General features: G+C 73.0%; 19 protein-coding genes and 2 rRNA genes. 17 read left to right on the top strand and 4 right to left on the bottom strand.

Annotated elements, in window-relative coordinates; all coding sequences use genetic code 11:
* A 23S ribosomal RNA gene (locus DQ240_RS13440) occupies positions 1-390 on the top strand; the annotation flags it as partial.
* A 124-nt stretch (positions 391-514) separates the two neighbouring features.
* Positions 515-631: ribosomal RNA gene (gene rrf, locus DQ240_RS13435) — 5S ribosomal RNA — on the top strand.
* A gap of 121 nt (positions 632-752) precedes the next feature.
* Here rrf and DQ240_RS13430 read toward each other — a convergent pair.
* Together DQ240_RS13430 and DQ240_RS13425 are read right to left on the bottom strand one after the other, a co-directional pair.
* Positions 753-1,418 (bottom strand): DUF2461 domain-containing protein, encoded by a 666-nt coding sequence (locus DQ240_RS13430; RefSeq protein ID WP_113840109.1) that lies wholly within the window; start codon positions 1,416-1,418, stop codon positions 753-755.
* Positions 1,415-2,002: a GNAT family N-acetyltransferase gene (locus DQ240_RS13425; RefSeq protein ID WP_113840108.1), complete on the bottom strand. Its 588-nt coding sequence runs from the start codon at positions 2,000-2,002 to the stop codon at positions 1,415-1,417. The genes DQ240_RS13430 and DQ240_RS13425 overlap by 4 nt, the downstream gene beginning before the upstream one ends.
* A 64-nt stretch (positions 2,003-2,066) precedes the next feature.
* Between DQ240_RS13425 and DQ240_RS13420 the strand changes: the two genes are divergently transcribed.
* Positions 2,067-3,278, top strand: coding sequence for a winged helix-turn-helix domain-containing protein (locus DQ240_RS13420; RefSeq protein WP_113840107.1), 1,212 nt, complete (start codon positions 2,067-2,069; stop codon positions 3,276-3,278).
* Here the strand turns inward: DQ240_RS13420 and DQ240_RS13415 are convergent.
* Positions 3,268-3,678 carry a DUF1232 domain-containing protein gene (locus DQ240_RS13415; RefSeq protein WP_113840106.1) on the bottom strand — a complete coding sequence of 137 codons (411 nt, stop codon included), beginning with the start codon at positions 3,676-3,678 and terminating at the stop codon, positions 3,268-3,270. The genes DQ240_RS13420 and DQ240_RS13415 overlap by 11 nt on opposite strands.
* Positions 3,679-3,727: 49 nt before the next feature.
* Between DQ240_RS13415 and DQ240_RS13410 the strand changes: the two genes are divergently transcribed.
* Genes DQ240_RS13410 through DQ240_RS13395 form a run of 4 tightly spaced genes read left to right on the top strand, consistent with a single transcriptional unit; the run spans position 3,728 to position 7,687 of the window.
* The gene (locus tag DQ240_RS13410; protein WP_233498702.1) at positions 3,728-4,543 is read left to right on the top strand and encodes a thymidylate synthase; all 816 of its coding nucleotides are present in this window, start codon (positions 3,728-3,730) and stop codon (positions 4,541-4,543) included.
* Between the two features lie 12 nt (positions 4,544-4,555).
* The gene (locus tag DQ240_RS13405; protein ID WP_113840105.1) at positions 4,556-5,044 is read left to right on the top strand and encodes a dihydrofolate reductase; all 489 of its coding nucleotides are present in this window, start codon (positions 4,556-4,558) and stop codon (positions 5,042-5,044) included.
* A 49-nt stretch (positions 5,045-5,093) separates the two neighbouring features.
* Positions 5,094-5,990: a 4-hydroxy-tetrahydrodipicolinate synthase gene (dapA, locus tag DQ240_RS13400; RefSeq protein WP_113840104.1), complete on the top strand. Its 897-nt coding sequence runs from the start codon at positions 5,094-5,096 to the stop codon at positions 5,988-5,990.
* Positions 5,987-7,687 (top strand): ribonuclease J, encoded by a 1,701-nt coding sequence (locus tag DQ240_RS13395; protein ID WP_113840103.1) that lies wholly within the window; start codon positions 5,987-5,989, stop codon positions 7,685-7,687. The genes dapA and DQ240_RS13395 overlap by 4 nt, the downstream gene beginning before the upstream one ends.
* Positions 7,688-7,728: 41 nt before the next feature.
* Here DQ240_RS13395 and DQ240_RS13390 read toward each other — a convergent pair whose 3' ends face one another.
* The gene (locus tag DQ240_RS13390) at positions 7,729-9,672 is read right to left on the bottom strand and encodes a S9 family peptidase (protein ID WP_113840102.1); all 1,944 of its coding nucleotides are present in this window, start codon (positions 9,670-9,672) and stop codon (positions 7,729-7,731) included.
* 74 nt (positions 9,673-9,746) lie between these two features.
* Between DQ240_RS13390 and DQ240_RS13385 the strand changes: the two genes are divergently transcribed.
* The 10 genes from DQ240_RS13385 to DQ240_RS13340 all read left to right on the top strand — a co-directional run bounded on the left by DQ240_RS13385 (position 9,747) and on the right by DQ240_RS13340 (position 21,526).
* Positions 9,747-12,305, top strand: coding sequence for a DNA translocase FtsK (locus tag DQ240_RS13385; protein WP_113840101.1), 2,559 nt, complete (start codon positions 9,747-9,749; stop codon positions 12,303-12,305).
* 53 nt (positions 12,306-12,358) lie between these two features.
* On the top strand, positions 12,359-13,831 hold the full coding sequence (rimO, locus tag DQ240_RS13380; RefSeq protein WP_113840100.1) for a 30S ribosomal protein S12 methylthiotransferase RimO: 1,473 nt from the start codon (positions 12,359-12,361) through the stop codon (positions 13,829-13,831).
* 5 nt (positions 13,832-13,836) lie between these two features.
* The gene (pgsA, locus tag DQ240_RS13375) at positions 13,837-14,505 is read left to right on the top strand and encodes a CDP-diacylglycerol--glycerol-3-phosphate 3-phosphatidyltransferase (RefSeq protein ID WP_233498697.1); all 669 of its coding nucleotides are present in this window, start codon (positions 13,837-13,839) and stop codon (positions 14,503-14,505) included.
* 169 nt (positions 14,506-14,674) lie between these two features.
* Positions 14,675-15,085, top strand: coding sequence for a helix-turn-helix domain-containing protein (locus tag DQ240_RS13370; protein WP_113840099.1), 411 nt, complete (start codon positions 14,675-14,677; stop codon positions 15,083-15,085).
* A gap of 36 nt (positions 15,086-15,121) precedes the next feature.
* Positions 15,122-15,628, top strand: coding sequence for a TetR/AcrR family transcriptional regulator (locus tag DQ240_RS13365; protein WP_233498696.1), 507 nt, complete (start codon positions 15,122-15,124; stop codon positions 15,626-15,628).
* Between the two features lie 92 nt (positions 15,629-15,720).
* Positions 15,721-16,950 (top strand): DUF4032 domain-containing protein, encoded by a 1,230-nt coding sequence (locus DQ240_RS13360; RefSeq protein ID WP_113840098.1) that lies wholly within the window; start codon positions 15,721-15,723, stop codon positions 16,948-16,950.
* A 164-nt stretch (positions 16,951-17,114) separates the two neighbouring features.
* The gene (locus DQ240_RS13355; protein WP_233498695.1) at positions 17,115-18,365 is read left to right on the top strand and encodes an extracellular solute-binding protein; all 1,251 of its coding nucleotides are present in this window, start codon (positions 17,115-17,117) and stop codon (positions 18,363-18,365) included.
* Entirely contained in the window at positions 18,362-19,321 is a 960-nt protein-coding gene (locus DQ240_RS13350) for a carbohydrate ABC transporter permease (RefSeq protein WP_113840096.1), read from the top strand. The genes DQ240_RS13355 and DQ240_RS13350 overlap by 4 nt, the downstream gene beginning before the upstream one ends.
* Positions 19,321-20,154 (top strand): carbohydrate ABC transporter permease, encoded by an 834-nt coding sequence (locus DQ240_RS13345; protein WP_113840131.1) that lies wholly within the window; start codon positions 19,321-19,323, stop codon positions 20,152-20,154. Before DQ240_RS13350 ends, DQ240_RS13345 begins: the two co-directional genes overlap by 1 nt.
* 61 nt (positions 20,155-20,215) lie before the next feature.
* Complete coding sequence (locus DQ240_RS13340) at positions 20,216-21,526, top strand: ABC transporter ATP-binding protein (protein ID WP_113840095.1); 1,311 nt, start codon at positions 20,216-20,218, stop codon at positions 21,524-21,526.
* Positions 21,527-21,541 lie beyond the last annotated feature (15 nt).

Raw genomic sequence — 21,541 nt, 5'->3', positions numbered from 1 at the left:
CGTCGCATCCTGGGGCTGGAGTAGGTCCCAAGGGTTGGGCTGTTCGCCCATTAAAGCGGTACGCGAGCTGGGTTTAGAACGTCGTGAGACAGTTCGGTCCCTATCCGCCGTGCGCGTAAGAGACTTGAGAAGAGCTGTCCCTAGTACGAGAGGACCGGGACGGACGAACCTCTGGTGTGCCAGTTGTACCGCCAGGTGCACTGCTGGTTGGCTACGTTCGGCAGGGATAACCGCTGAAAGCATCTAAGCGGGAAGCTCGCTTCAAGATGAGGTCTCTCACCCAGTCAATGGGGTAAGGCCCCCGCCCAGACCAGCGGGTTGATAGGCCGGAAGTGGAAGCACCGTGAGGTGTGGAGCTGACCGGTACTAATAGGCCGAGGGCTTGACCACACAACCCACTTCACACCACGAACACCGTGATCTGTCGAAGTCGAACGCGTCCACTGTGCAGCTCTGAACGAACGACCCACCCCCGCAGCGATGCGGGGGTTGCCGGTCGAGAAGTTCACAGAGTTACGGCGGTCATGGCGAGAGGGAAACGCCCGGTCCCTTTCCGAACCCGGAAGCTAAGCCTCTCAGCGCCGATGGTACTGCCCTGGAGACGGGGTGGGAGAGTAGGACACCGCCGGACAACCATTTACAGGAAGGGCCCCAGCCACACGGCTGGGGCCCTTCCTGCATTCCGGGAACCGTGCGATACCGCCACAGTGCACCGGGGCACTACCGCCACATCGCCCGGAGAGGCGCCGCGGTCAGCGGCGGCGGATCTCCTTCGTCGTGGCCCCGACGTTGTCCGCCAGCCAGCGGTTCAGCGCCACCACGTCGCGCCACGCCTGCCGGACCCGGTCCAGGGCGGCACGGGAGTGCAGCCAGTCCGCCGGCTCCCACTGCTGGGCCACGTTGAGCGTCCGGTGCTTGAGCAGGTCCGCCCGGTCGTCGTCAGGGGTCTCGAACCCTCGTGGAGGACGGCTGAGCCGGTCGCCGCCCACCTCCCAGCCGGCGGATGAGAGGCGTGCGATCTCGCGCGCGAGGCGGGGGCCCTGGACGTCGTCCACGACCGCCCGCCGGTACCGCGCCACCTGGTCGGACTCCTGCCGCCACGAGCCACCGGCCACCCGGAGACCATCTGCGGAGAGCTGCACGTAGAGGGCACCGGCGCCGCGGCCGGGCTCCTCCACGACGGCGCCCTGATGTGTCTTGTACGGCGTCTTGTCCGAGCTGAACCGGACGTCGCGGTAGGGACGAAAGAGCTTCGCCGTGCCGAACTCGGCGGCCAGTTCGTCCGCGAGCGCCTGGAGCGGCGCGCGGACGCAGGACTCGTACACCGGGCGGTGCTGCGTCCAGTACGTCCTGCTGTTGTCCGCCTCGAGCCCCTCGTAGAAGACCAGGCCCTCGTCGGGGAAGCCCTCGAACGTCACCCCGCCTCCTCCTCGCCGAGCTCGGCGTGCCAGCGCACCTCGCGCAGCGGCTCGCCGCCGGTGTCGAGCGTGCGGACCCAGCCCTCCCGGGCCCATCCGGCGGACTCCAGGAATCGGCTGGTCACGGCGTCGGGTTCCGGCACCCACATGGACAGGCGGGTGGCGCCGGTCGCGCCGGCGAGGTCGGCCACCGCGGCCAGCAGCCGGCTGCCGTGTCCGCGCCGGCCCCAACGGGGCTCGACGAGCAGGGCCGCCACCTCGGTCGTCGGACCGTCCGCGGCCGTCGGTCCGTCGGGGGAGACCTCGGGCGGCCCGTACGCGGCGAACCCCACCACGGTCTCCCCGTCGAACGCGACGAGCACCCCGTGCGCCGGCGTGGGCGGCTCCACCACCGCCGACCGCCACACCTCGGCGGCAGCGGCCTCGTCCCAGTCGTCGAGGACGGCCGCCGGCAGCACCGCCCGGTACGCCGTCCGCCACGCGACGGCCTGGACCCGGGCGACGTCGGCGGCGTCGTCGGCGCGGGCCGGGCGCACCGAGACGGCGGCCGTCCCGGTCAGCCGGGGGAAGGCGGGCGGTTCCATCCCCGGCAGCGTAGGCGCAGGCGCCGACGGCGACCGTCATACCGGCCGGGCAGGATCGGCAGGCGTGACCGTCCCCGTCGTCGACCGGCTGCCGGCCCCGCTGGCCCGGCGCATCGCGCTCGCTGCCCAGGGCTTCGCCGACCCCCGCCCCGCCGGCGCGGTCGACAGCCGTCAGCTGCGCCGGGTGACCGACCGCCTCGGCGTCGTCCAGATCGACTCGGTCAACGTCCTCTCCCGGTCGCACTACCTGCCGTTCTTCAGCCGCCTGGGCGGCTACCGCCGGGAGGCGCTCGACGACTTCACCGACCGCCGGCACGAGGTGTTCGAGTACTGGGCCCACGAGGCGTCCTACCTCCCGGTGCGGCTGCACCCGTTCCTCCGGTGGCGCATGGCAGCGGCCGAGGAGAACGCCTGGGGGAACATGGTCCGGTTGCAGCGGGAACGCCCGGGCTACGTCGCCGAGGTGCTCGACCGGGTGCGGGAGCAGGGGCCGACCAGGGCCAGCGAGCTGCTGGAGACCCGCCGCGAGCGGCCCGGGACGATGTGGAACTGGCACCCGGCGAAGGTGGCGCTCGAGTGGCTCTTCTTCACCGGGGCCCTCACCGCGCGGTCCCGCACCGCCGGCTTCGAGCGGGTCTACGACCTCACCGAACGGGTCCTGCCGCCCGCGGTGCTGCAGACCCCCACCCCGGAGCCGGCCGCGGCGTTCCGCGAGCTCGTCCGCACCGCTGCCCGGGCCCTCGGGGTGGCCACCGAGCGTGACCTGCGGGACTACTTCCGGCTGCGCCCGGCGGCGGCGCGGACGGCGATCGAGGAGCTCGCCGAGGCCGGCGAGCTGCTCCCCGTCCGCGTCGACGGGTGGACCGCCCCCGCCTGGCTCGACCCGGCGGCCCGCCGTCCCCGGTGGATCCGCGCCCGCGCGCTGCTGAGCCCGTTCGACTCCCTGGTCTGGGAGCGGCCCCGCGTCGAGCGCATCTTCGGCTTCCACTACCGGCTGGAGATCTACACGCCCGCCGAGAAGCGGGTGCACGGCTACTACGTGCTGCCGTTCCTCCTCGGTGACCGGCTCGTCGCCCGCGCCGACCTCAAGGCCGACCGCCGGGCCGGCGCCCTGCTCGTGCAGGCGGTCCACGCGGAGGCCGGTGTGGACCGCGCTGAGGTCGCGACCGAGCTCGCCGCCGAGCTCCGGCTGATGGCCGACTGGCTGCAGCTCGACCGGGTCGTCGTCGCCGGGGCCGGGGACCTCGCGCCCGAGCTGGCCGCGGTCACGCGGTGAGCGGCGCCCCGGCCAGGCGCAGCACGACCGCCAGACCCGCGGGGCTGCCCGGCCAGGCGCGGGTGATCGCCTCGGCGCCGGCCCGCCGCACCACCGCGCGCAGGGCCAGGGCCACCACCACGACGTCGTCGGCGTAGCCGAGGACCGGGACGACATCGGGCACCAGGTCCACCGGCGAGAGCAGGTACGCCAGGAGCAGCCAGAGCCGGACGCGGACGCCGCGCGGCACCTCCGGGTCCCGGGCCAGCCGGCGGACCAGGCGCACGAGGTCGGGCAGCAGCCGCAGCGCCTCGCGGAGGGTCAGGTCCTCCGGACGCGCCCGCCACAGCAGCACCACGCCCAGTGCCCACAGCACCAGCAGCCCACCGGCGACGACCAGCAGGGTGGCCCACCACTCCATGTCGGAGAGTGTGTCCTGTCGGTTCCGGCACGTAGATTGCATCCCCGTGGTGGGCACCGCCGGGCAGCCGGTCGACACGCAGTACGAGGACCTCCTGCGGCGGGTCCTGGAGACCGGGACGCCGAAGTCCGACCGCACCGGGACGGGCACGGTCAGCCTCTTCGGCGAGCGGCTGCGCTACGACCTCTCGGCCGGCTTCCCCCTGCTGACGACGAAGAAGGTGCACCTGCGCTCGATCGTCGTCGAGCTGCTGTGGTTCCTCCGCGGGGAGAGCAACGTCGGCTACCTGCACGACCACGGCGTCACCATCTGGGACGAGTGGGCGTCGCCCACCGGCGAGCTCGGTCCGGTCTACGGCGTGCAGTGGCGGTCGTGGCCCACGCCGTCGGGCGAGCACGTCGACCAGATCTCCGGCGTGCTGGACACCCTCCGCCGCGATCCCGACTCCCGACGCATGGTGGTCTCGGCCTGGAACGTCGCCGCCATCCCCGAGATGGCCCTGGCCCCGTGCCACGCGCTGTTCCAGTTCCACGTCGCCGGTGGCCGGCTGTCCTGCCAGCTCTACCAGCGCAGCGCCGACATGTTCCTCGGGGTCCCGTTCAACATCGCCAGCTACGCGCTGCTCACGCACATGGTCGCCGCGCAGGTGGGCCTCGAGCCCGGGGACTTCATCTGGGTCGGCGGCGACTGCCACGTGTACGACAACCACCACGCGCAGGTCCGCGAGCAGCTGTCCCGCCCGGCCCGGCCGTTCCCCACCCTGGAGCTGGCGCCGGCGCCGTCGCTGTTCGACTACACGCCCGAGCACGTCACGGTGGCCGGGTACGACCCGCACCCGGCCATCCGCGCCGCCGTCGCCGTCTGATCCGCCGGGGCCGTGACGATCTCCCTGATCTGGGCGCAGGCGCAGGCCCGCGTCATCGGTGCCGACGGCGGCCTGCCCTGGCACCTGCCCGAGGACCTCAGGAACTTCCGCGAGCTGACCGCCGGCTCCGTCGTCGTCATGGGGCGGCGCACCTGGGAGTCGCTGCCCGAGCGCTTCCGGCCGCTGCCGGGGCGCACCAACGTCGTCCTCACCAGCGACCCGCTGTGGTGGGCGGAGGGGGCGCGGCCGGCCTACTCGGTGAGCCAGGTCCTCAGCCAGTACCCCGACTGCTGGGTGATCGGCGGAGGCACCGTCTACGCGGAGTTCCTGCCGCACGCCGAGCGCGCGGTCGTCACCGAGGTCGACCTCGCCGTCGAGGGGGACACCCGCGCTCCCGTGCTCGGCACCGGCTGGCGGGTGGTCTCCCGCACCCCGGCCGAGGGCTGGGCCACCTCGCCGTCCACGGGGCTGCGCTACGCGGTCTCCGACCACCGGCGCTGAGCGGCCCCGTGCGGCGGGTGGGGCCGGTGCCGCTGGGTAGATTCACCCCATGACCAGCGACCCGGCCCGGCCCTTCGGCCGCGTGCTCTCGGCCATGGTCACGCCGTTCACCGAGGACGGCTCGATCGACCTCGCCGGCGCCCAGCAGCTGGCCGCCCACCTGGTCGACCGCGGCGCCCACGACGGCCTGGTGGTGTCCGGGACGACGGGGGAGTCGCCGACCGTCACCGACGCCGAGCAGCGGGCCCTGCTGGAGGCGGTGCTCGACTCCGTGGGCGACCGCGCCACCGTCGTCGCCGGGGTCGGCACCAACGACACCGCGCACTCCATCGAGCTGGCGCAGGCCGCCGAGCGGCTCGGGGCGCACGGCCTGCTCGTCGTGACCCCGTACTACAACCGCCCCCCGCAGGCCGGCGTGCTGCGGCACTTCACGTCCGTCGCCGACAGCACCGACCTGCCGGTGATGCTCTACGACATCCCCGTCCGCACCGGGACGCCGATCGAGGTGGAGACCCTCGTGCGGGCCGCGGAGCACCCGCGGATCGTCGCGGTCAAGGACGCCAAGGGCGATCTCGGCGCCATGGCGTGGACGCTGGCCCGCACCGACCTCGCCTACTACAGCGGCGAGGACATGCTGAACCTCCCGATCCTCGCGATCGGCGGCGTCGGCGTGGTCAGCGTCATCGGCCACCTCGTCGGGCCCCGCCTCGCCGAGCTGATCGCGGCCGTGGAGGCCGGCGACCTCGCCACCGCACGGTCGATCAACGAGAGCCTGCTGCCGGTCTGCACCGGCGTCTTCCGCACCCAGGGCGTCATCACGGTCAAGGCCGCACTGAACGCCCTCGGCCTCCCCGCCGGCCCGGTCCGCCCGCCGCTGGTGGATGCCACCCCCGAGCAGCTCGAGCAGCTGCACCACGATCTCGCCGCCGGAGGCGTCAGCCTGTGAGTGCCCCCACCACCCAGCCGCACCTCGACCTGAAGACCCCGCCCCCGCTGCCCGACGGGGGGTTGCGCGTCATGGCCCTCGGCGGCCTGGGGGAGATCGGCCGCAACATGGCCGTCCTCGAGTTCGAGGGACGCCTGCTGGTCATCGACTGCGGCGTCCTCTTCCCCGAGGCCGAGCAGCCCGGCGTCGACCTGATCCTCCCGGACCTCGGGGTGATCGAGCACCGGCTCGACGACATCGACGCCGTCGTCCTCACCCACGGGCACGAGGACCACATCGGCGCGCTGCCCTACCTGCTGCGGCTGCGCGGGGACATCCCGCTCGTCGGCTCCCGGTTCACCCTCGCCCTGGTCAGGGCCAAGCTGCGCGAGCACCGCATCGACCCGGTGCTGGTGGAGGTGGCCGGGGGCGACGACCACCTGGCCGGCCCGTTCCACTGCGAGTTCATCAACGTCAACCACTCGATCCCCGACGCGCTGGCCGTCGCGGTGCACACGCCCGCGGGGCTGCTCGTGCACACCGGCGACTTCAAGATGGACCAGCTGCCGCTGGACGGCGTGCTCACCGACCTCGGCGCCTTCGCGCGCCTGGGCATCGAGGGCATCGACCTGCTGCTCGCCGACTCCACCAACGCCGAGATCCCCGGCTTCGTCACCAGCGAGCGGGCGATCGGCCCGGTCCTGGAGGACGTGTTCCGCCGGGCCACCCAGCGGCTGATCGTCTCCAGCTTCGCCAGCCACGTGCACCGCATCCAGCAGGTGCTCGACGCCGCCGAGAAGCACGGCCGCAAGGTCGCCTTCGTCGGCCGGTCGATGGTCCGCAACATGGGCGTCGCCCGCGACCTCGGCCTGCTGCGCATGGCGCCGGGGCTGATGGTCTCCCTCGACGAGGCGACGAAGATGCCCGGCGAGCAGGTCGTGCTGGTCAGCACCGGCTCGCAGGGCGAGCCGCTGTCGGCGCTCGGCCGGATGGCCCGCGGCGAGCACCACCAGGTGACCATCGAGGCCGGCGACACGATCGTGCTGGCGTCGTCGCTGGTGCCGGGCAACGAGACCGCCGTCTACAAGGTGATCAACGGGCTGGCCCGCCTCGGCGCGACGGTGATCCACAAGGAGACGGCGATGGTGCACGTCTCCGGGCACGCGCCGGCCGGTGAGCTGCGCACGCTGCTGAACGTCGCCAAGCCGCGCTACCTGATGCCCGTGCACGGTGAGTGGCGGCACCTGCGCGCCCACGCCGCGCTCGCCGAGCAGACCGGGATGGCCACGGACCGGATCATCCTGGCCGAGGACGGCGTCGTCGTGGACCTGGTCGACGGCAAGGCCTCGATCGTCGGCTCGGTGCCGATCGGCAACGTCTACGTCGACGGGCTGAACGTCGGCGACGTCGGCGAGGAGTCCCTGCAGGAGCGGCGGATCCTCGGCGACGAGGGGTTCGTGGCGCTCACCGTCGTCGTGGAGCCCTCCACCCGGACCATCGTGCGCCCGGTGCACCTGTCGACCCGCGGCTTCTCGCAGAACCCGGCGGCCTTCGACGAGGCGCTGCGGTTGGTCGAGGAGAACCTCAAGCGCACGCTGGAGGACGGCGAGGTCGACGCCCACCGCCTCTCGCAGGTGATCCGCCGGACGGTCGGCAAGTGGGTCAGCGACACCTACCGCCGTCGCCCGATGATCATCCCCACCGTCCTCGAGGTGTAGCGGAGTCGCTCGGTGACGGAGACCGTCACCGAGCGACTCCGTCAGCGCACGACCTCGATGGGTTCGATGCCCTCGTCGGCGGGGAGGTCGAAGCCCCACACCTGGGCGTAGAACGACAGCTCGCCGTCCAGCGCCGCCCGGATGTTCTCCGCCTTGCGGAAGCCGTGCTGCTCGCCGGCGAACAGCAGGTAGGCGTGCGGCACACCCCGCTCGCGCAGTGCCGCGACGATCGCCTCGGCCTGCTCCAGCGGCACGATCCGGTCCTCGTCGCCCTGGAACACCGCCAGCGGGGTGTCGAGGGTGTCCACGTGCGTGAGCGGCGACCGCTCCTCGTAGACGTCGGCCCGCTCCGGCCAGGGCGCGACGAGCCCGTCGAGGTAGCGGGACTCGAACTTGTGCGTGTCCCGCGCCAGGGCGCCCAGGTCGGCCACGCCGAAGTGGCTCGCCCCGGCGGAGAACGTGCCCGGCCGCATGGCGAGCGCGGCCAGCGTGGTGAAGCCGCCCGCCGAGCCGCCGCGGATCGCCATCCGCGCCGGGTCGACGCGCCCGGCCTCGGCCAGGTACCGGGCACACGCGATGACGTCGTCCAGGTCGACGACGCCCCAGCGGCCCTGCAGCGCGTCGCGGTAGCGCCGGCCGTAGCCGGTGGAGCCGCGGTAGTCGACGTCGGCGACGCAGAACCCCCGCGAGGTCCAGTACTGCACCTCCAGGTTCAGCACCGGGACCGCCGCCGCCGTCGGGCCGCCGTGCACGACGACGAGCAGGGGCGGCAGCTCGCCCTCGGGGGCCCGGACGTCGGGGTTGGCCGGCGGGTACACCAGCGCGTGGGCGGTCCCGATGCCGGTGCCGCCGTCCGGGGTCGGGAACGAGACGCGCTCCGGCCGGGAGAACCACGCCGGGTCCAGCCCCAGGTCGCGCGCCGGGCGGAGGACCTCCGGCGCCGACCCGTCCAGCGGCACCCGCAGGACCACCGGCTCCGCGGCCGGTCCGCCGGCGCCGACCACCACCGCGTCGCCCGAGGCGGTCAGCGACCGGAACGACGCGTACCCCGGCGTCGGCAGCGTGCGCAGCTCGCCGTCGGCCTCCCGGACGGCCAGCTGTTCACCGGCCTCGGCCGGGACGGCGACCACGAGCCGTCCGCCGGGGAACAGCGCGACCCGGCTGGCTCCGAACTGCCACTGCGGGCCGGCCAGGTCGGCGCCCACGTCGAGCACCTCCTCCACCCCGCCCTCGGGACGCCACCGGTACAGCGACCAGACGTCGGTGCGGTCGGAGAAGAACAGCAGGCCGCCGTCGGGCTCCCACACCGGCTGCACCACCGACTCCCCGGGGTCGCCGGCGACGACGGTCTCCGCACCCCCGGCCGTGCGCACCACGAGCTGAGCGGCGTCCCAGGGCATCGTCGGGTGGTCCCACTGCAGCCAGGCCAGCTCGCCGCCGGGCCCCGGCCGGGGGTCGGAGACGAAGTCCGGGCCGCTGACCAGGACCTCGACCGTGCCGTCGTCGGCCACCCGCACGACCTCGTTCACGACGTCGGCGGCGGCGCCGGACGCGGTGTGGGTCTCCCGCACCGCGAGCACGCCGCCGGGCACCGCCCGCAGGTCGGCGAACCGCACCCCGGAGGGCACCGGTGGCTCGGCGGTCACCGCGACCGGGGCGGGGTCGCCGGGAGCCAGCCGGTACAGCCGCTGGTCGGAGAACTCGGTGAACCAGAGGACGCCCTCGGCGACGGTCCACGCGCCACCGCCGTACTCGTGCACGCGGGTGCGGGCGTTCCACGGGGAAGGGAGGACGTCGGTGACCGCGCCGTCGGGGGAGCGGCGTACCAGCGCCGACCGGCCGGCCTCACCCGGGCGTGACTCCGACCACCACAGGTCCCCGGAGTCCACGGTCACCTCGCCCAGCCGCGCCGCCGCGCGCACCAGGAGCGCCGAGGTGATCGGGGTGGGCCAGCTGCCGGAGGGAACGGTCGCGCGCTCTGCCATGGCCCGACCGTAGGGCGGCAACACGTGCGTCCGCCTGCCCGGGCGGCGGGCTCGGCGGGATTACCGTCTGACGCATGCCTGCGCGCGGAACGACGACCCGCCCCGCGGCCGGTCGGGGTTCCACCCGCGGCCGGTCGGGGTCCACGGCGAGCCGGAAGCGGCCGCCGGTGAAGGGTGGCCGCAAGCCGGCCACCCGCTCCACCAGCGCCCGGCGCGCGCCCGCGCGGCAGCCGGCCGGACCCGGCGCGGCCGCCTCCGTGTGGCGCGTGGTCAGCGGTGGCTGGGGGCTGCTGGCCCGTGGCGCCGGTGGCCTGGCCCGCTCGGTGGCCCGTCCGGAGGAGACCGAGCCCCTCGCTCCCGAGCACCGCCGCGACGGCGTCGGCCTGGCCGTGCTCGGCCTCGCCGTCGTCCTCGGTGCGGCTGCCTGGACCGACGGCATCGGCCCGGTCGGGGCCGGCTTCGCCGACGGTGTGCGGTTCCTGGTCGGCGCGCTGGTCATGGTCCTGCCCGTCGTCCTGCTGTTCGCGGCGCTGCGGCTGCTGCGCCGCGGCCCCAACCCCGAGGCGCGCGGCCGGCTGGTCATCGGCTGGCTCTGCGCGGTCCTCTCCGTCGTCGGCGTCGCCCACGTCGTGGCGCTCGACGCCGACATGTCGGCGACCGACCCCGGCTCGGGCGGCCTGCTCGGCTGGGCGGTCGGCACACCGCTGGCCGCCGGCGTGGGCCGCGTGGTCGCCGTCGTCCTGCTGGTCCTGCTCGCCGTCTTCGGTCTGCTCGTCATCACCGCCACGCCCGTGCACCAGGTGCCCGAGCGGCTGCGGGAGTGGATGGACCGGGTCACCGGCCGCGAGGACTACGACGACTACGACGAGGACGAGTACGACGACGAGGAGGAGCCGGCGCCGACGACCCGTCGCGGGCGCAAGGCGGCCCTGTCGGAGGACCTGCTCGCCACCGGACCGGTCATCGACCACGCGGCGATGGCCGAGGCCGCCGAGGCCACCCGCGTCACCGGGCCCGACCACGTCGAGGTGCCGACCGGCCTGCCCCCGGTCCCCGCGCCGCGGCCGAAGGTCGTCGACCGCACCGCCCCGCCGGAGGACCTGCCGCCGATCGACGAGCCGCAGCAACTGGTCATCCAGCCCGTCGAGGGCGACTACGTGCTGCCGTCGCTGACGATGCTGCGTCCCGGCACCCCGCCGCGGGCCAAGTCGCAGGCCAACGACGCCGCGATCGAGGCGATCACCGGCGTGCTCGAGCAGTTCAACATCGACGCCGCCGTCACCAGCTTCACCCGCGGGCCGACGGTGACCCGCTACGAGATCGAGCTGGGCAACGCGGTCAAGGTCGAGAAGATCACCGCGCTGACGAAGAACCTCGCCTACGCCGTCGCCAACGACAACATCCGGATCCTCGCGCCGATCCCGGGCAAGTCCGCCGTCGGCGTCGAGGTGCCCAACACCGACCGCGAGACCGTCAGCCTCGGCGACGTCATGCGGTCCACGGCCGCCAAGCAGGACCCGCACCCGATGCTGGTGGGCCTGGGCAAGGACATCGAGGGCGGCTTCGTCTGCGCCAACCTGGCGAAGATGCCGCACCTGCTGGTCGCCGGCGCCACCGGTGCCGGTAAGTCCAGCTGCATCAACTCGCTGCTGACCTCGCTGCTGCTGCGGGCCACGCCCGACCAGCTGCGGATGATCCTGGTCGACCCCAAGATGGTCGAGCTCACGCCCTACGACGGCATCCCGCACCTGATCACGCCGATCATCACCGACCCCAAGAAGGCCGCCACCGCGCTGGCCTGGCTGGTCGAGGAGATGGAGCAGCGCTACCAGGACATGCGGGCCACGGGCGTCCGGCACATCGACGACTTCAACCGCAAGGTCGAGCGCGGCGAGATCACCGCCCCGCCCGGCAGCGAGCGGGTCTACCAGCCCTACCCGTACATCCTCACGATCGTCGACGAGCTGGCCGACCTCATGATGGTCGCGCCGCGCGACGTCGAGGAGTCGATCGTCCGCATCACGCAGAAGGCCCGCGCCGCCGGCATCCACCTGGTGCTGGCCACCCAGCGGCCCTCGGTCGACGTCGTCACCGGCCTGATCAAGGCCAACGTGCCCTCGCGGCTGGCCTTCTCGACCTCCAGCCTCACCGACAGCCGGGTCATCCTCGACCAGCCGGGCGCAGAGAAGCTGATCGGCATGGGTGACGCCCTGTTCATGCCCATCGGCGCCGGCAAGCCGGTCCGCGTCCAGGGCGCCTACGTCTCCGACGCCGAGATCGAGTCGGTCGTCGAGTTCACCAAGCGCCAGGCCGAGCCGGAGTACCGCGAGGAGGTCTTCACCGCCGCGGCCGGCGAGAAGAAGGAGATCGACGAGGACATCGGCGGCGACATGGACCTGCTGGTCCAGGCCATCGAGCTCGTCGTCACCAGCCAGTTCGGGTCGACGTCGATGCTGCAGCGCAAGCTCCGCGTCGGGTTCGCCAAGGCCGGGCGGCTCATGGACCTGATGGAGACCCGCGGCATCGTCGGGCCCTCGGAGGGGTCCAAGGCCCGCGACGTCCTCGTCAAGCCCGACGAGCTCGAGGGCACGCTCTTCTTGCTGCAGAACGGCGGCGGGGGAGCAGAGGGCTGAGCGTCACCCTCCGTTCGCCCGACGGGGGCGGGGGCGGCGACTACAGTGAACGGGTGACACCGCCGCCCAGCCCTGCCCGAACGGTGGCGGTGGTGACCCTCGGGTGCGCCCGCAACGAGGTCGACTCCGAGGAGCTCGCCGGCCGCCTGGCCGCCGACGGCTACCGCCTCGTCGAGGACGCCGAGGGCGCCGACGCCGTCCTGGTCAACACCTGCGGCTTCATCGAGTCGGCCAAGAAGGACTCCGTCGACGCCATCCTGGCCGCGACCGATTCCGGCGCCGAGGTCGTCGCGGTCGGCTGCATGGCCGAGCGCTACGGCTCCGAGCTCGCCGGCGCGCTGCCCGAGGCCACCGTCCTGGGCTTCGACGACTACAGCGCCATCGGCGACCGGCTCGACGACGTCCTCGCCGGCCGTCCCCTGGTGCCGCACACCCCCCGCGACCGGCGCACGCTGCTGCCGATCAGCCCGGTGGAGCGCACCGCCGCGGTCGTGCGGGACGACGCCCCGGCGATCCCCGGCCACGGCTGGCTGCAGCGCAAGCGGCTGGCGTCGGGCCCCTCCGCAGCGCTGAAGCTGGCGTCGGGCTGCGACCGCCGCTGCGCCTTCTGCGCCATCCCGGCCTTCCGCGGTGCGTTCGTCTCCCGCCCGCCGGCCGAGGTGCTCGAGGAGGCCCGCTGGCTGGCCGGCCAGGGCGTCACCGAGCTGGTGCTGGTCAGCGAGAACAACACCTCCTACGGCAAGGACCTCGGCGACCTGCGCGCGCTCGAGAAGCTGCTGCCCCAGGTCGCCGCCGTCGAGGGCATCGCCCGCATCCGGGTCGCCTACCTCCAGCCGGCCGAGCTGCGGCCCGGCCTGGTCGAGGTGATCGCGGGGACCGACGGCGTCGCGCCGTACTTCGACCTGTCGTTCCAGCACTCCTCGCCGACGCTGCTGCGCCGCATGCGCCGCTTCGGCGGCACCGAGGACTTCCTGCGCCTCATCGAGCGGGCCCGGGAGCTGGCCCCCACGGCGGGGTTCCGCACCAACGTCATCCTCGGCTTCCCGGGGGAGACCGAGGACGACGTCGCGGAGCTCGAGCGCTTCCTCGTCGAGGGCCGCCTGGACGCGGTCGGCGTGTTCGGCTACTCCGACGAGGAGGGCACCGAGGCCGTCGGGCTGCCCGGCAAGCTCGACCAGCACGAGATCGACGCCCGCGTCCGCCGGATCACCGACCTGGTCGAGGAGCTGACCGCCCAGCGCGCCGAGGACCGCATCGGCGAGCGGGTCGAGGTGCTGCTCACCGAGGACCTCTCCGTCACCGAGGGGCATGCCGACGGTGGGCGGGGTGTCTGGCTCGGCCACGCCGCGCACCAGGACCCCGACGCCGACGGGACGACGACCGTGGCCGGCGTCCCCGCCGACGCCGTCGCCGGGCAGATCGTCCTCGCCGAGGTCGTGGACACCGAGGGCATCGATCTGGTGGCAGACCTGGTGGCGGCCCTGGTCCCCGCTGCCGCTCCCGCCCTCGCCGAGGCGGGACGCTGAGCGCCGTGAGCGACGTCGCTCCCGACCCGGCTGCCACGCCGGTCCAGTCGGTGCGGCTGGTCAACGTGCCGAACGCGCTCACCGTGCTGCGGCTGGCCGTCGTCCCGGTCTTCGCCGTGCTGCTGCTCAGCGACGGTGGGCTCGACGACGAGCGGCGCTACTGGGCCACCCTGTTCTTCGGGCTGGCGATCATCACCGACCGCTACGACGGGCTCATCGCCCGGCGCACCGGCCAGGTGACCGAGTTCGGCAAGCTGGCCGACCCGATCGCCGACAAGGCCCTGACCGGCACCGCGCTCATCGGCCTGTCCGTGCTCGAGCTGCTGCCGTGGTGGGTGACCGTGGCGATCCTCGTCCGCGAGGTCGGGGTGACCCTGCTGCGGTTCTGGGTCATCCGGCACGGCGTCATCGCGGCCAGCCGCGGGGGCAAGGCCAAGACCGTCGTCCAGGCGCTGGCCATCGGGATGTACATCCTGCCGCTGACCGGCGTCCTGGCCTCGGCCCGCTGGTGGCTCATGGCCGTCGCCCTGGCGCTGACCCTGCTCTCCGGGCTGGACTACGTGGTCCGCGCGCTGACCCTGCGCCGGACCAGTGCCCGCGCGATGCGGGCTGCCGCCGCCCGCCGCTCGTCGGCCGCCGGCGGGGCCGGCGAGCGCACCGACACCGCCGCCTGAGGAAGGCCGGCCCCGGGAAGCGCGGGCCCCACCTCGGCGTTACGCCATGAGCGGACGCGACCGGGATGGGCGGGCTCCTGTCACGGGCGCCGCGTACCGTGAGCGCACGGCGCCCCCCGAGAGATCCCGGGGCTCCGCCGCTTCCGCACAGGCAGGACAGGAGACGGCCATGACGCTGTTGCGCACCCAGCTGGGGAACTCCCTGCGCGGGCACCGGCTGCGGCAGCGGCGCACGCTGCGCGACGTCTCCGGCGCCGCCCGGGTGAGCCTGGGCTACCTCTCCGAGGTGGAGCGCGGTCAGAAGGAGGCATCCTCCGAGCTGCTCGCCTCGATCTGCGACGCCCTCGACCTCGAGCTCGCCGACCTGCTCGCCGAGGTCAGCCAGGAGATGCGCGGCGCCGACGGCGGCCTGCACCCCCTCCCGCCGGCTGCCGCCGGAGCGCGTCCCGCGTCCGAGCCGGCCGAGACCGCCGCGGCGGGCAACGCCCCGGCCGCGGAGCCCGCGCTCGCCCTCGTCGGGGCCGGTCAGCCCGCCCGGTCCGCGCTGCGCCGCGGCGAGGCGGTCTCGCTCGCGGCCTGATGAGCACGAGCCTCTGGGCGGGGCCGTGATCGGGGCGTGAGCCGGCCCGTCATGTCGCGGACGCGCGCCGGGCTGCTGCGCGGTGCGGCCGAGGCCTTCGCGGCCACGGGCGTGCGCGCGACCACGATGCAGGCGGTCGCCGCGGCCGCCGGGGTGGCCAAGGCGACCCTGTACAACCACTTCCGCACCAAGGACGACGTCGTCCGTGCGCTGCTGCGCGCGGAGCTGGGGCGGCTGACCGCCGAGGCCACCGGCCGCCCGCCCGGGGAGGCCCTCGTTCTCCTGGCCGACGCAGTGGGCGACCACCCGGTGCTGCGGACGATGGCCAGCACCGACCCCGCGGAGCTCCTGGCGCTGCTCGGCGCCGGCCCGCAACCGTGGGCGGAGGTCACCGGCACCCTCGTCGCGCTGCTGCAGACCGACGCCGAGGGTGCCGAGGTCGCCGCCCGCTGGTTGCTCGGCCTGGTGCTGCAGCCGGCCGACCCGCCCGCCCGCCGGCGCCAGGCCCGCCGCCTGACCGCCGTCCTCCCGCCGCCCGGCTGAGCCGTGCGGCCGCGGGACGGCCGTGCCAGGGTGGAGGCGTCCGCCGTGCCGCAACGGAGCGGCCCGGCGCGCCCGGCCCTGCGGAGGACGCGTTGCGGTACCTCTTCCGACCCCCGGCCACCGACGGCGCCGCCCTCCTGCCCCTGCCGTGGCACCAGCCGCTGGAGGAGTGGGACCCGGCGCTCACCCTCGACGTCCCCCAGCGGGGCATCTCCCGGCACGTGGTGCGCTTCGTCGCCGCCGAGGGACAGGTCTACGCGCTCAAGGAGATCGCCGAGCCGCTGGCGCGGCACGAGTACGCCCTGCTGAGCCAGTTCGAGCAGGAGGGGCTGCCGGCGGTCTCGGTCCTGGGCATCTGCGTCGACCGGCCGCACGACCAGCAGGCCATCCTGGTCACCCGGTACCTCGAGTACTCGATGTCCTACCGCTACCTGTTCTCCCGGCCGACCGTGGACCACTCCGCCGACCAGCTGCTGGACACGATGGTGGTCCTGCTGGTGCGGCTGCACCTCGCCGGCATCTTCTGGGGCGACTGCTCGCTGTCCAACACCCTCTTCCGCCTCGACGCCGGCACCCTGGCCGCGTACCTGGTCGACGCCGAGACCGTCGACCGGCAGCCGTCGCTGTCGACCGGCCGGCGGCTCTACGACGTCGAGCTGGCCCGGGAGCGGGTGGGTGCGGAGCTGCTGGACCTGCGGTACGGCGGGCTGCTGCCCGACGACATCGACCCGATCGAGGTGTCCGAGGGGTTGCCGCAGCGCTACGCCGCCCTGTGGGAGGAGGTGACGCGGGAGGAGGTGTTCTCCCGCGACGAGCAGCGCTACCGCGTCGCCGAGCGGCTGCAACGGCTCAACGACCTGGGCTTCGACGTCGGCGAGGTCGAACTCGTCGACACCGCCGAGGGTGTCCGGCTGCGGGTGGAGACGCGGGTCTCCGAGCCCGGCGGGAACCGGCGCGAGCTCTTCCGGCTCACCGGCCTCGAGGTCCAGGAGCGCCAGGCCCGCCGGCTGCTCAACGACATCCGTGCCTTCCGCGCGTACCTGGAGCAGAAGACCGGCGGGCCGGTGCCCGAGACCGTCGCGGCGCACCGCTGGCTGGCCGAGGTCTACCAGCCGGTGGTGGAGGCCATCCCGCCCGAGCTCGCCGGCCGGCTGGCGCCGGCCGAGGTGTTCCACGAGGTGCTGGAGCACCGCTGGTTCCTGTCGGAGAGCGCCGGGCGGGACGTCGGGACGACGCGGGCGGCGCGCTCCTACTTCACCACCGTCCTGCCCCGCACCCCGTCGGAGCTCACCACCCCCTCGGTGATGGTGAAGCGGCCCTGAGCGCGGCGGATGCCGTGGTCACGTCCGGGTGACGACCGAGTTGCGGACGTCTGTGAGCCGGGCCACGGTACGAGCACGGTGATCGACGGAGCTCGCCGGGACGGAGGCGATGACGGGTGTCCAACCGGAGACGCAGGGGCCTCGGCGGAGGAGCGGCGGCACTCGTGCTCGCCTCCTCGCTGGCCGCGTGCGGCAGTGACGACGGCGGTCCGCCGACGCTCACCTGGTACACGAACCCGGACGCGGGCGGGCAGGCGGAGATCGCGTCCCGGTGCACCGACGCCGCCGAGGGTCGCTACCAGATCGAGACGGCGGTCCTGCCCCGGGACGCGGCCGGTCAGCGCGAGCAGCTGATCCGCCGGCTCGCGGCCGAGGACTCGTCGATCGACATCATGAGCCTCGACCCGCCGTTCATCCCCGAGTTCGCCGAGGCGGGCTTCCTGGCGCCGGTCCCCGAGGACCTCGCCGAGCGAGTCACCGAGGACGTCGTGCAGAGCGCGATCGAGGGGTCGACCTGGAACGACGAGCTGGTCGCGGTGCCGTTCTGGGCCAACACACAGGTGCTCTGGTACCGGGCGTCGGTGGCCGAGGCCGCGGGGCTGGACATGTCGCAGCCGGTGACGTGGGACCAGATCATCGCCGCCGCGCAGGACCAGGACGTGCTGATCGGCGCGCAGGGGGCCCGGGCCGAGTCCCTGACCGTCTGGTTCAACGCGCTGATCGAGTCCGCCGGCGGGCACATCATCGAGGAGAACTCCGACGACCCGGAGGACATCACCCTCGGCCTCGAGTCGGACGCCGGGCGCCGGGCCGTCGAGGTCATGCGGGCGGTTGCGGACTCCGGGCAGGTCAGCGCGGCCTTCTCCACGGAGAACGAGGACGCCTCGGCCACCGGCTTCGAGAGCGAGCGCGGTGGCTTCCAGGTCAACTACCCGTTCGTCTACGCCCGCGGACTCGGGGCGGTCGAGGCGGGCAGCCTGGAGCAGTCGGTCGTCGACGACTACGCCGCGGCCGTCTACCCCCGGGTGGACGAGGACACCCCGGCGGCCCCGCCCTACGGCGGGATCAACCTGGGCATCGGCGCCTTCAGCGAGAACGTCGACTTCGCCTACGAGGCCGCCGAGTGCATCGTCAGCGAGGAGAACCAGGCCTTCTACTTCGTGAACGACGGCAACCCCGCGTCGAAGGCCTCGGTCTTCGACGACCCCGAGGTGCTGGAGGAGTTCCCGCAGGCCCCGGTGATCCGGGAGTCGCTCGAGCTGGCCGCGCCGCGGCCGCAGACGCCGTACTACAGCGAGGTGTCCGGCGGGATCCAGCGCGAGTACCACGCGCCGGGCTCCGTGGACCCGGACTCGACGCCGCAGACGGCGACCGAGTTCATCACCGCCGTCCTGGCAGGAGACCAGCTGCTATGACCCAGACGACGCTCCCCCCGGTGGAGAAGACGCAACCGGTCTCCGCCCCGCACGGCACCATCAGCGACCGGTCGAAGGCCGAGCGCAAGCTCGGCTGGCTGCTGGCCGGGCCGGCCTTCTTCGTGATGCTGGCCGTCACCGCCTACCCGATCCTCCAGGCGGTCTACGAGTCGCTGTTCTCCTACCGGCTCACCGACCCGGACAACCGGTCGTTCAACGGGCTGAGCAACTACTGGGTCATCCTCAGCGACTCGCTGTGGTGGACCTCGCTGGGCGTCACGCTGCTCATCACCGTCGTCACGGTCCTGGTGGAGCTCGTCCTGGGCTTCGCCCTGGCGATGGTGATGGCCAAGGCGCTGAAGTCGATCCGGCCGGTCATCCGGGCGGCGATCCTCATCCCGTACGCCGTCATCACCGTGGTCTCGGCGTTCGCCTGGCAGTTCGCCTTCGACATCAACACCGGGTTCGTGAACAGGTGGTTCGACTGGATCCCCGGGATCTCGGCCGACACCGACTGGTTCGGCGGCCAGGGGACGTCGCTGCTGGTCATCTGCCTGGCCGAGATCTGGAAGACGACGCCGTTCATCTCGCTGCTCCTGCTCGCCGGCCTGGCGCAGGTGCCCGAGGTGCTGCAGGAGGCGGCGAAGGTCGACGGCGCCACCTGGTGGCAGCGGCTGTGGCGGGTGACGCTGCCGAACATGAAGGCGGCGATCATGGTCGCCCTGCTGTTCCGCACCCTGGACGCCTTCCGCGTCTTCGACACGATCTTCGTGATGACCAACGGCGCGAACAACACCGAGTCGGTGTCCTTCCTCGCCTACCGGCAGACGATCGCCCGGCTGGAGATCGGCCTGGGGTCGGCGGTCTCGGTGCTGTTGTTCCTCTGCGTGGTCCTGCTCGCGGCGATGTTCATCAAGGGCTTCAAGGTCGACCTGGCCCAGGCGAGGGGTGAGTGATGTCCCGCAAGGAGAAGATCTGGTGGTGGGTCGCCGGGATCGCGATCCTCGTCTACTGCCTGTTCCCGATCGCCTGGATCGTCTCGGTGTCGTTCAAGGCGCCGTCGGACCTGTCCAACAAGCAGTTCCTGCCCGATGGCGCCACCTGGGAGAACTACCGGACGATCTTCACCGGCAGCGGGGGTGACCTGTTCCTGCCGGCGCTGCGCAACAGCTTCGGGATCTGCCTGATCGCCACGGCCATCTCGTGCCTGCTGTCGATGTTCGCGGCCTACGCGATCGCGCGGCTGGACTTCCCCGGCAAGAAGCTGATCCTGTCGACCGCGCTGGTGGTGGCGATCTTCCCGGTCATCTCGATCGTGACGCCGCTGTTCAACGTGTGGCGGCAGATCGGGCTGTACGACACCTGGCCCGGGCTGATCATCCCGTACCTGTCGCTGACGCTGCCGATCTCCATCTGGACGATGTCGGCCTTCTTCCGGGAGATCCCGTGGGAGATGGAGCAGGCCGCCCAGGTCGACGGCGCCACCACCTGGCAGGCGTTCCGCAAGGTGATCGTGCCGCTGGCCGCCCCCGGCGTCTTCACCACCGCGATCATCGCCTTCTTCATCGCGTGGAACGACTTCGTCTACGGCATCTCGCTCACGTCGACCAGCGCGGCGCGGCCCGTGCCGGCGGCGCTGGGTCTCTTCTCCGGCGCCTCCCAGTTCGAGGACCCCACCGGTGCGATCGCCGCGGCCGCGGTGATCGTCACCATCCCGGTCGTCGTCCTCGTGCTGGTCTTCCAGCGGCGCATCGTCGCCGGCCTCACCAACGGCGCGGTCAAGGGGTGACGCGCCACATGCCCACTGCACTGCCCCCCACCGCACCGACCTCCCGAGGGGACGAGGACTGATGGCCTCCATCGAGATGCGCAACATCGTCAAGCAGTACGGCGACGGCTACCCGGCCGTGAACGACGTCAGCCTCGACATCGCCGACGGCGAGTTCATGATCCTGGTCGGCCCGTCCGGCTGCGGGAAGTCGACGCTGCTCCGGATGATCGTCGGGCTGGAGGACATCACCAGCGGCGACATGGTCATCGGCGGCAAGCGGGTCAACGACCTCGCCCCGCGCGAGCGCAACCTGTCGATGGTCTTCCAGAACTACGCGCTCTACCCGCACATGACGGTGTTCGAGAACGTCGCCTTCCCGCTCCGGCTGTCCAAGATGCCCGACGACGAGGTGCGCCGCCGCGTCATGGAGGCCGCCGAGGTGCTGGAGCTCAAGGACCACCTGGAGCGCAAGCCGGCGAACCTCTCCGGTGGTCAGCGTCAGCGCGTCGCGATGGGCCGGGCGATCGTCCGACAGGCCGAGGCGTTCCTCTTCGACGAGCCGCTGTCCAACCTCGACGCCAAGCTGCGCGGGCAGATGCGCACGGAGATCTCGCGGCTGCAGCGCCGGCTGGGCATCACCACGGTCTACGTGACCCACGACCAGACCGAGGCCATGACGCTCGGCGATCGGGTCTGCGTCCTGCGCAAGGGGCGGATCCAGCAGGTCGCCTCGCCGCGCGAGCTGTACGAGCAGCCGGTCAACCTGTTCGTCGCGGGCTTCATCGGCTCGCCGCCGATGAACTTCCTGCCGGCGTCCCTGGAGGGTGGCAACCGGCTGTCGACGCCGTTCGGGCCGATCCAGCTGGACGAGAAGCGGGCCGCCGCGGTCCAGGGCAAGGGCGACGTGCTGCTCGTCGGCATCCGGCCGGAGTACTTCGAGGACGCCTCGCTCGTCGACGAGGCCAAGCGGCCGCACGGTTCGGTGTTCCGCGCCCGGGTCGACGTCACCGAGTGGCTGGGCGACTCGCAGTTCGCCTACATCCCCTACGACGCGCCGGACTCGATCCGCGAGCAGCTGCGCGACCTGTCGCGGGAGCTGGACGCCGAGGAGCTGCGGACGCAGGCGATCGTGTCGATCGACTCGACCAGCCGCATCCGCGAGGGCCGCGAGGCGGAGTTCTGGCTCGACACGCGCAAGGTGCACGTGTTCGACCCGCACTCGGGGGAGAACCTGACCCGCGACGCGGAGGCCGGCGCCCGGCTCACCGAGATGGCCACCGAGGACCGCCTGGAGCAGGTGGAGCACGCGCAGACCACGGGCCAGACGATCGGCGGCGGCAGCAGTGGCGGTGCCGGGGGCGGCGGCGCCACCCGCGCCGGCGCCGCCTGACCGGGGCCGACTCGG

It is taken from the genome of Blastococcus sp. TF02A-26 (assembly GCF_003319125.1).
GTDB lineage: Bacteria > Actinomycetota > Actinomycetes > Mycobacteriales > Geodermatophilaceae > Trujillonella.
The sequence above is the reverse complement of the archived record's forward strand: the minus strand, read 5'-3'. Positions and strand labels throughout refer to the sequence as shown.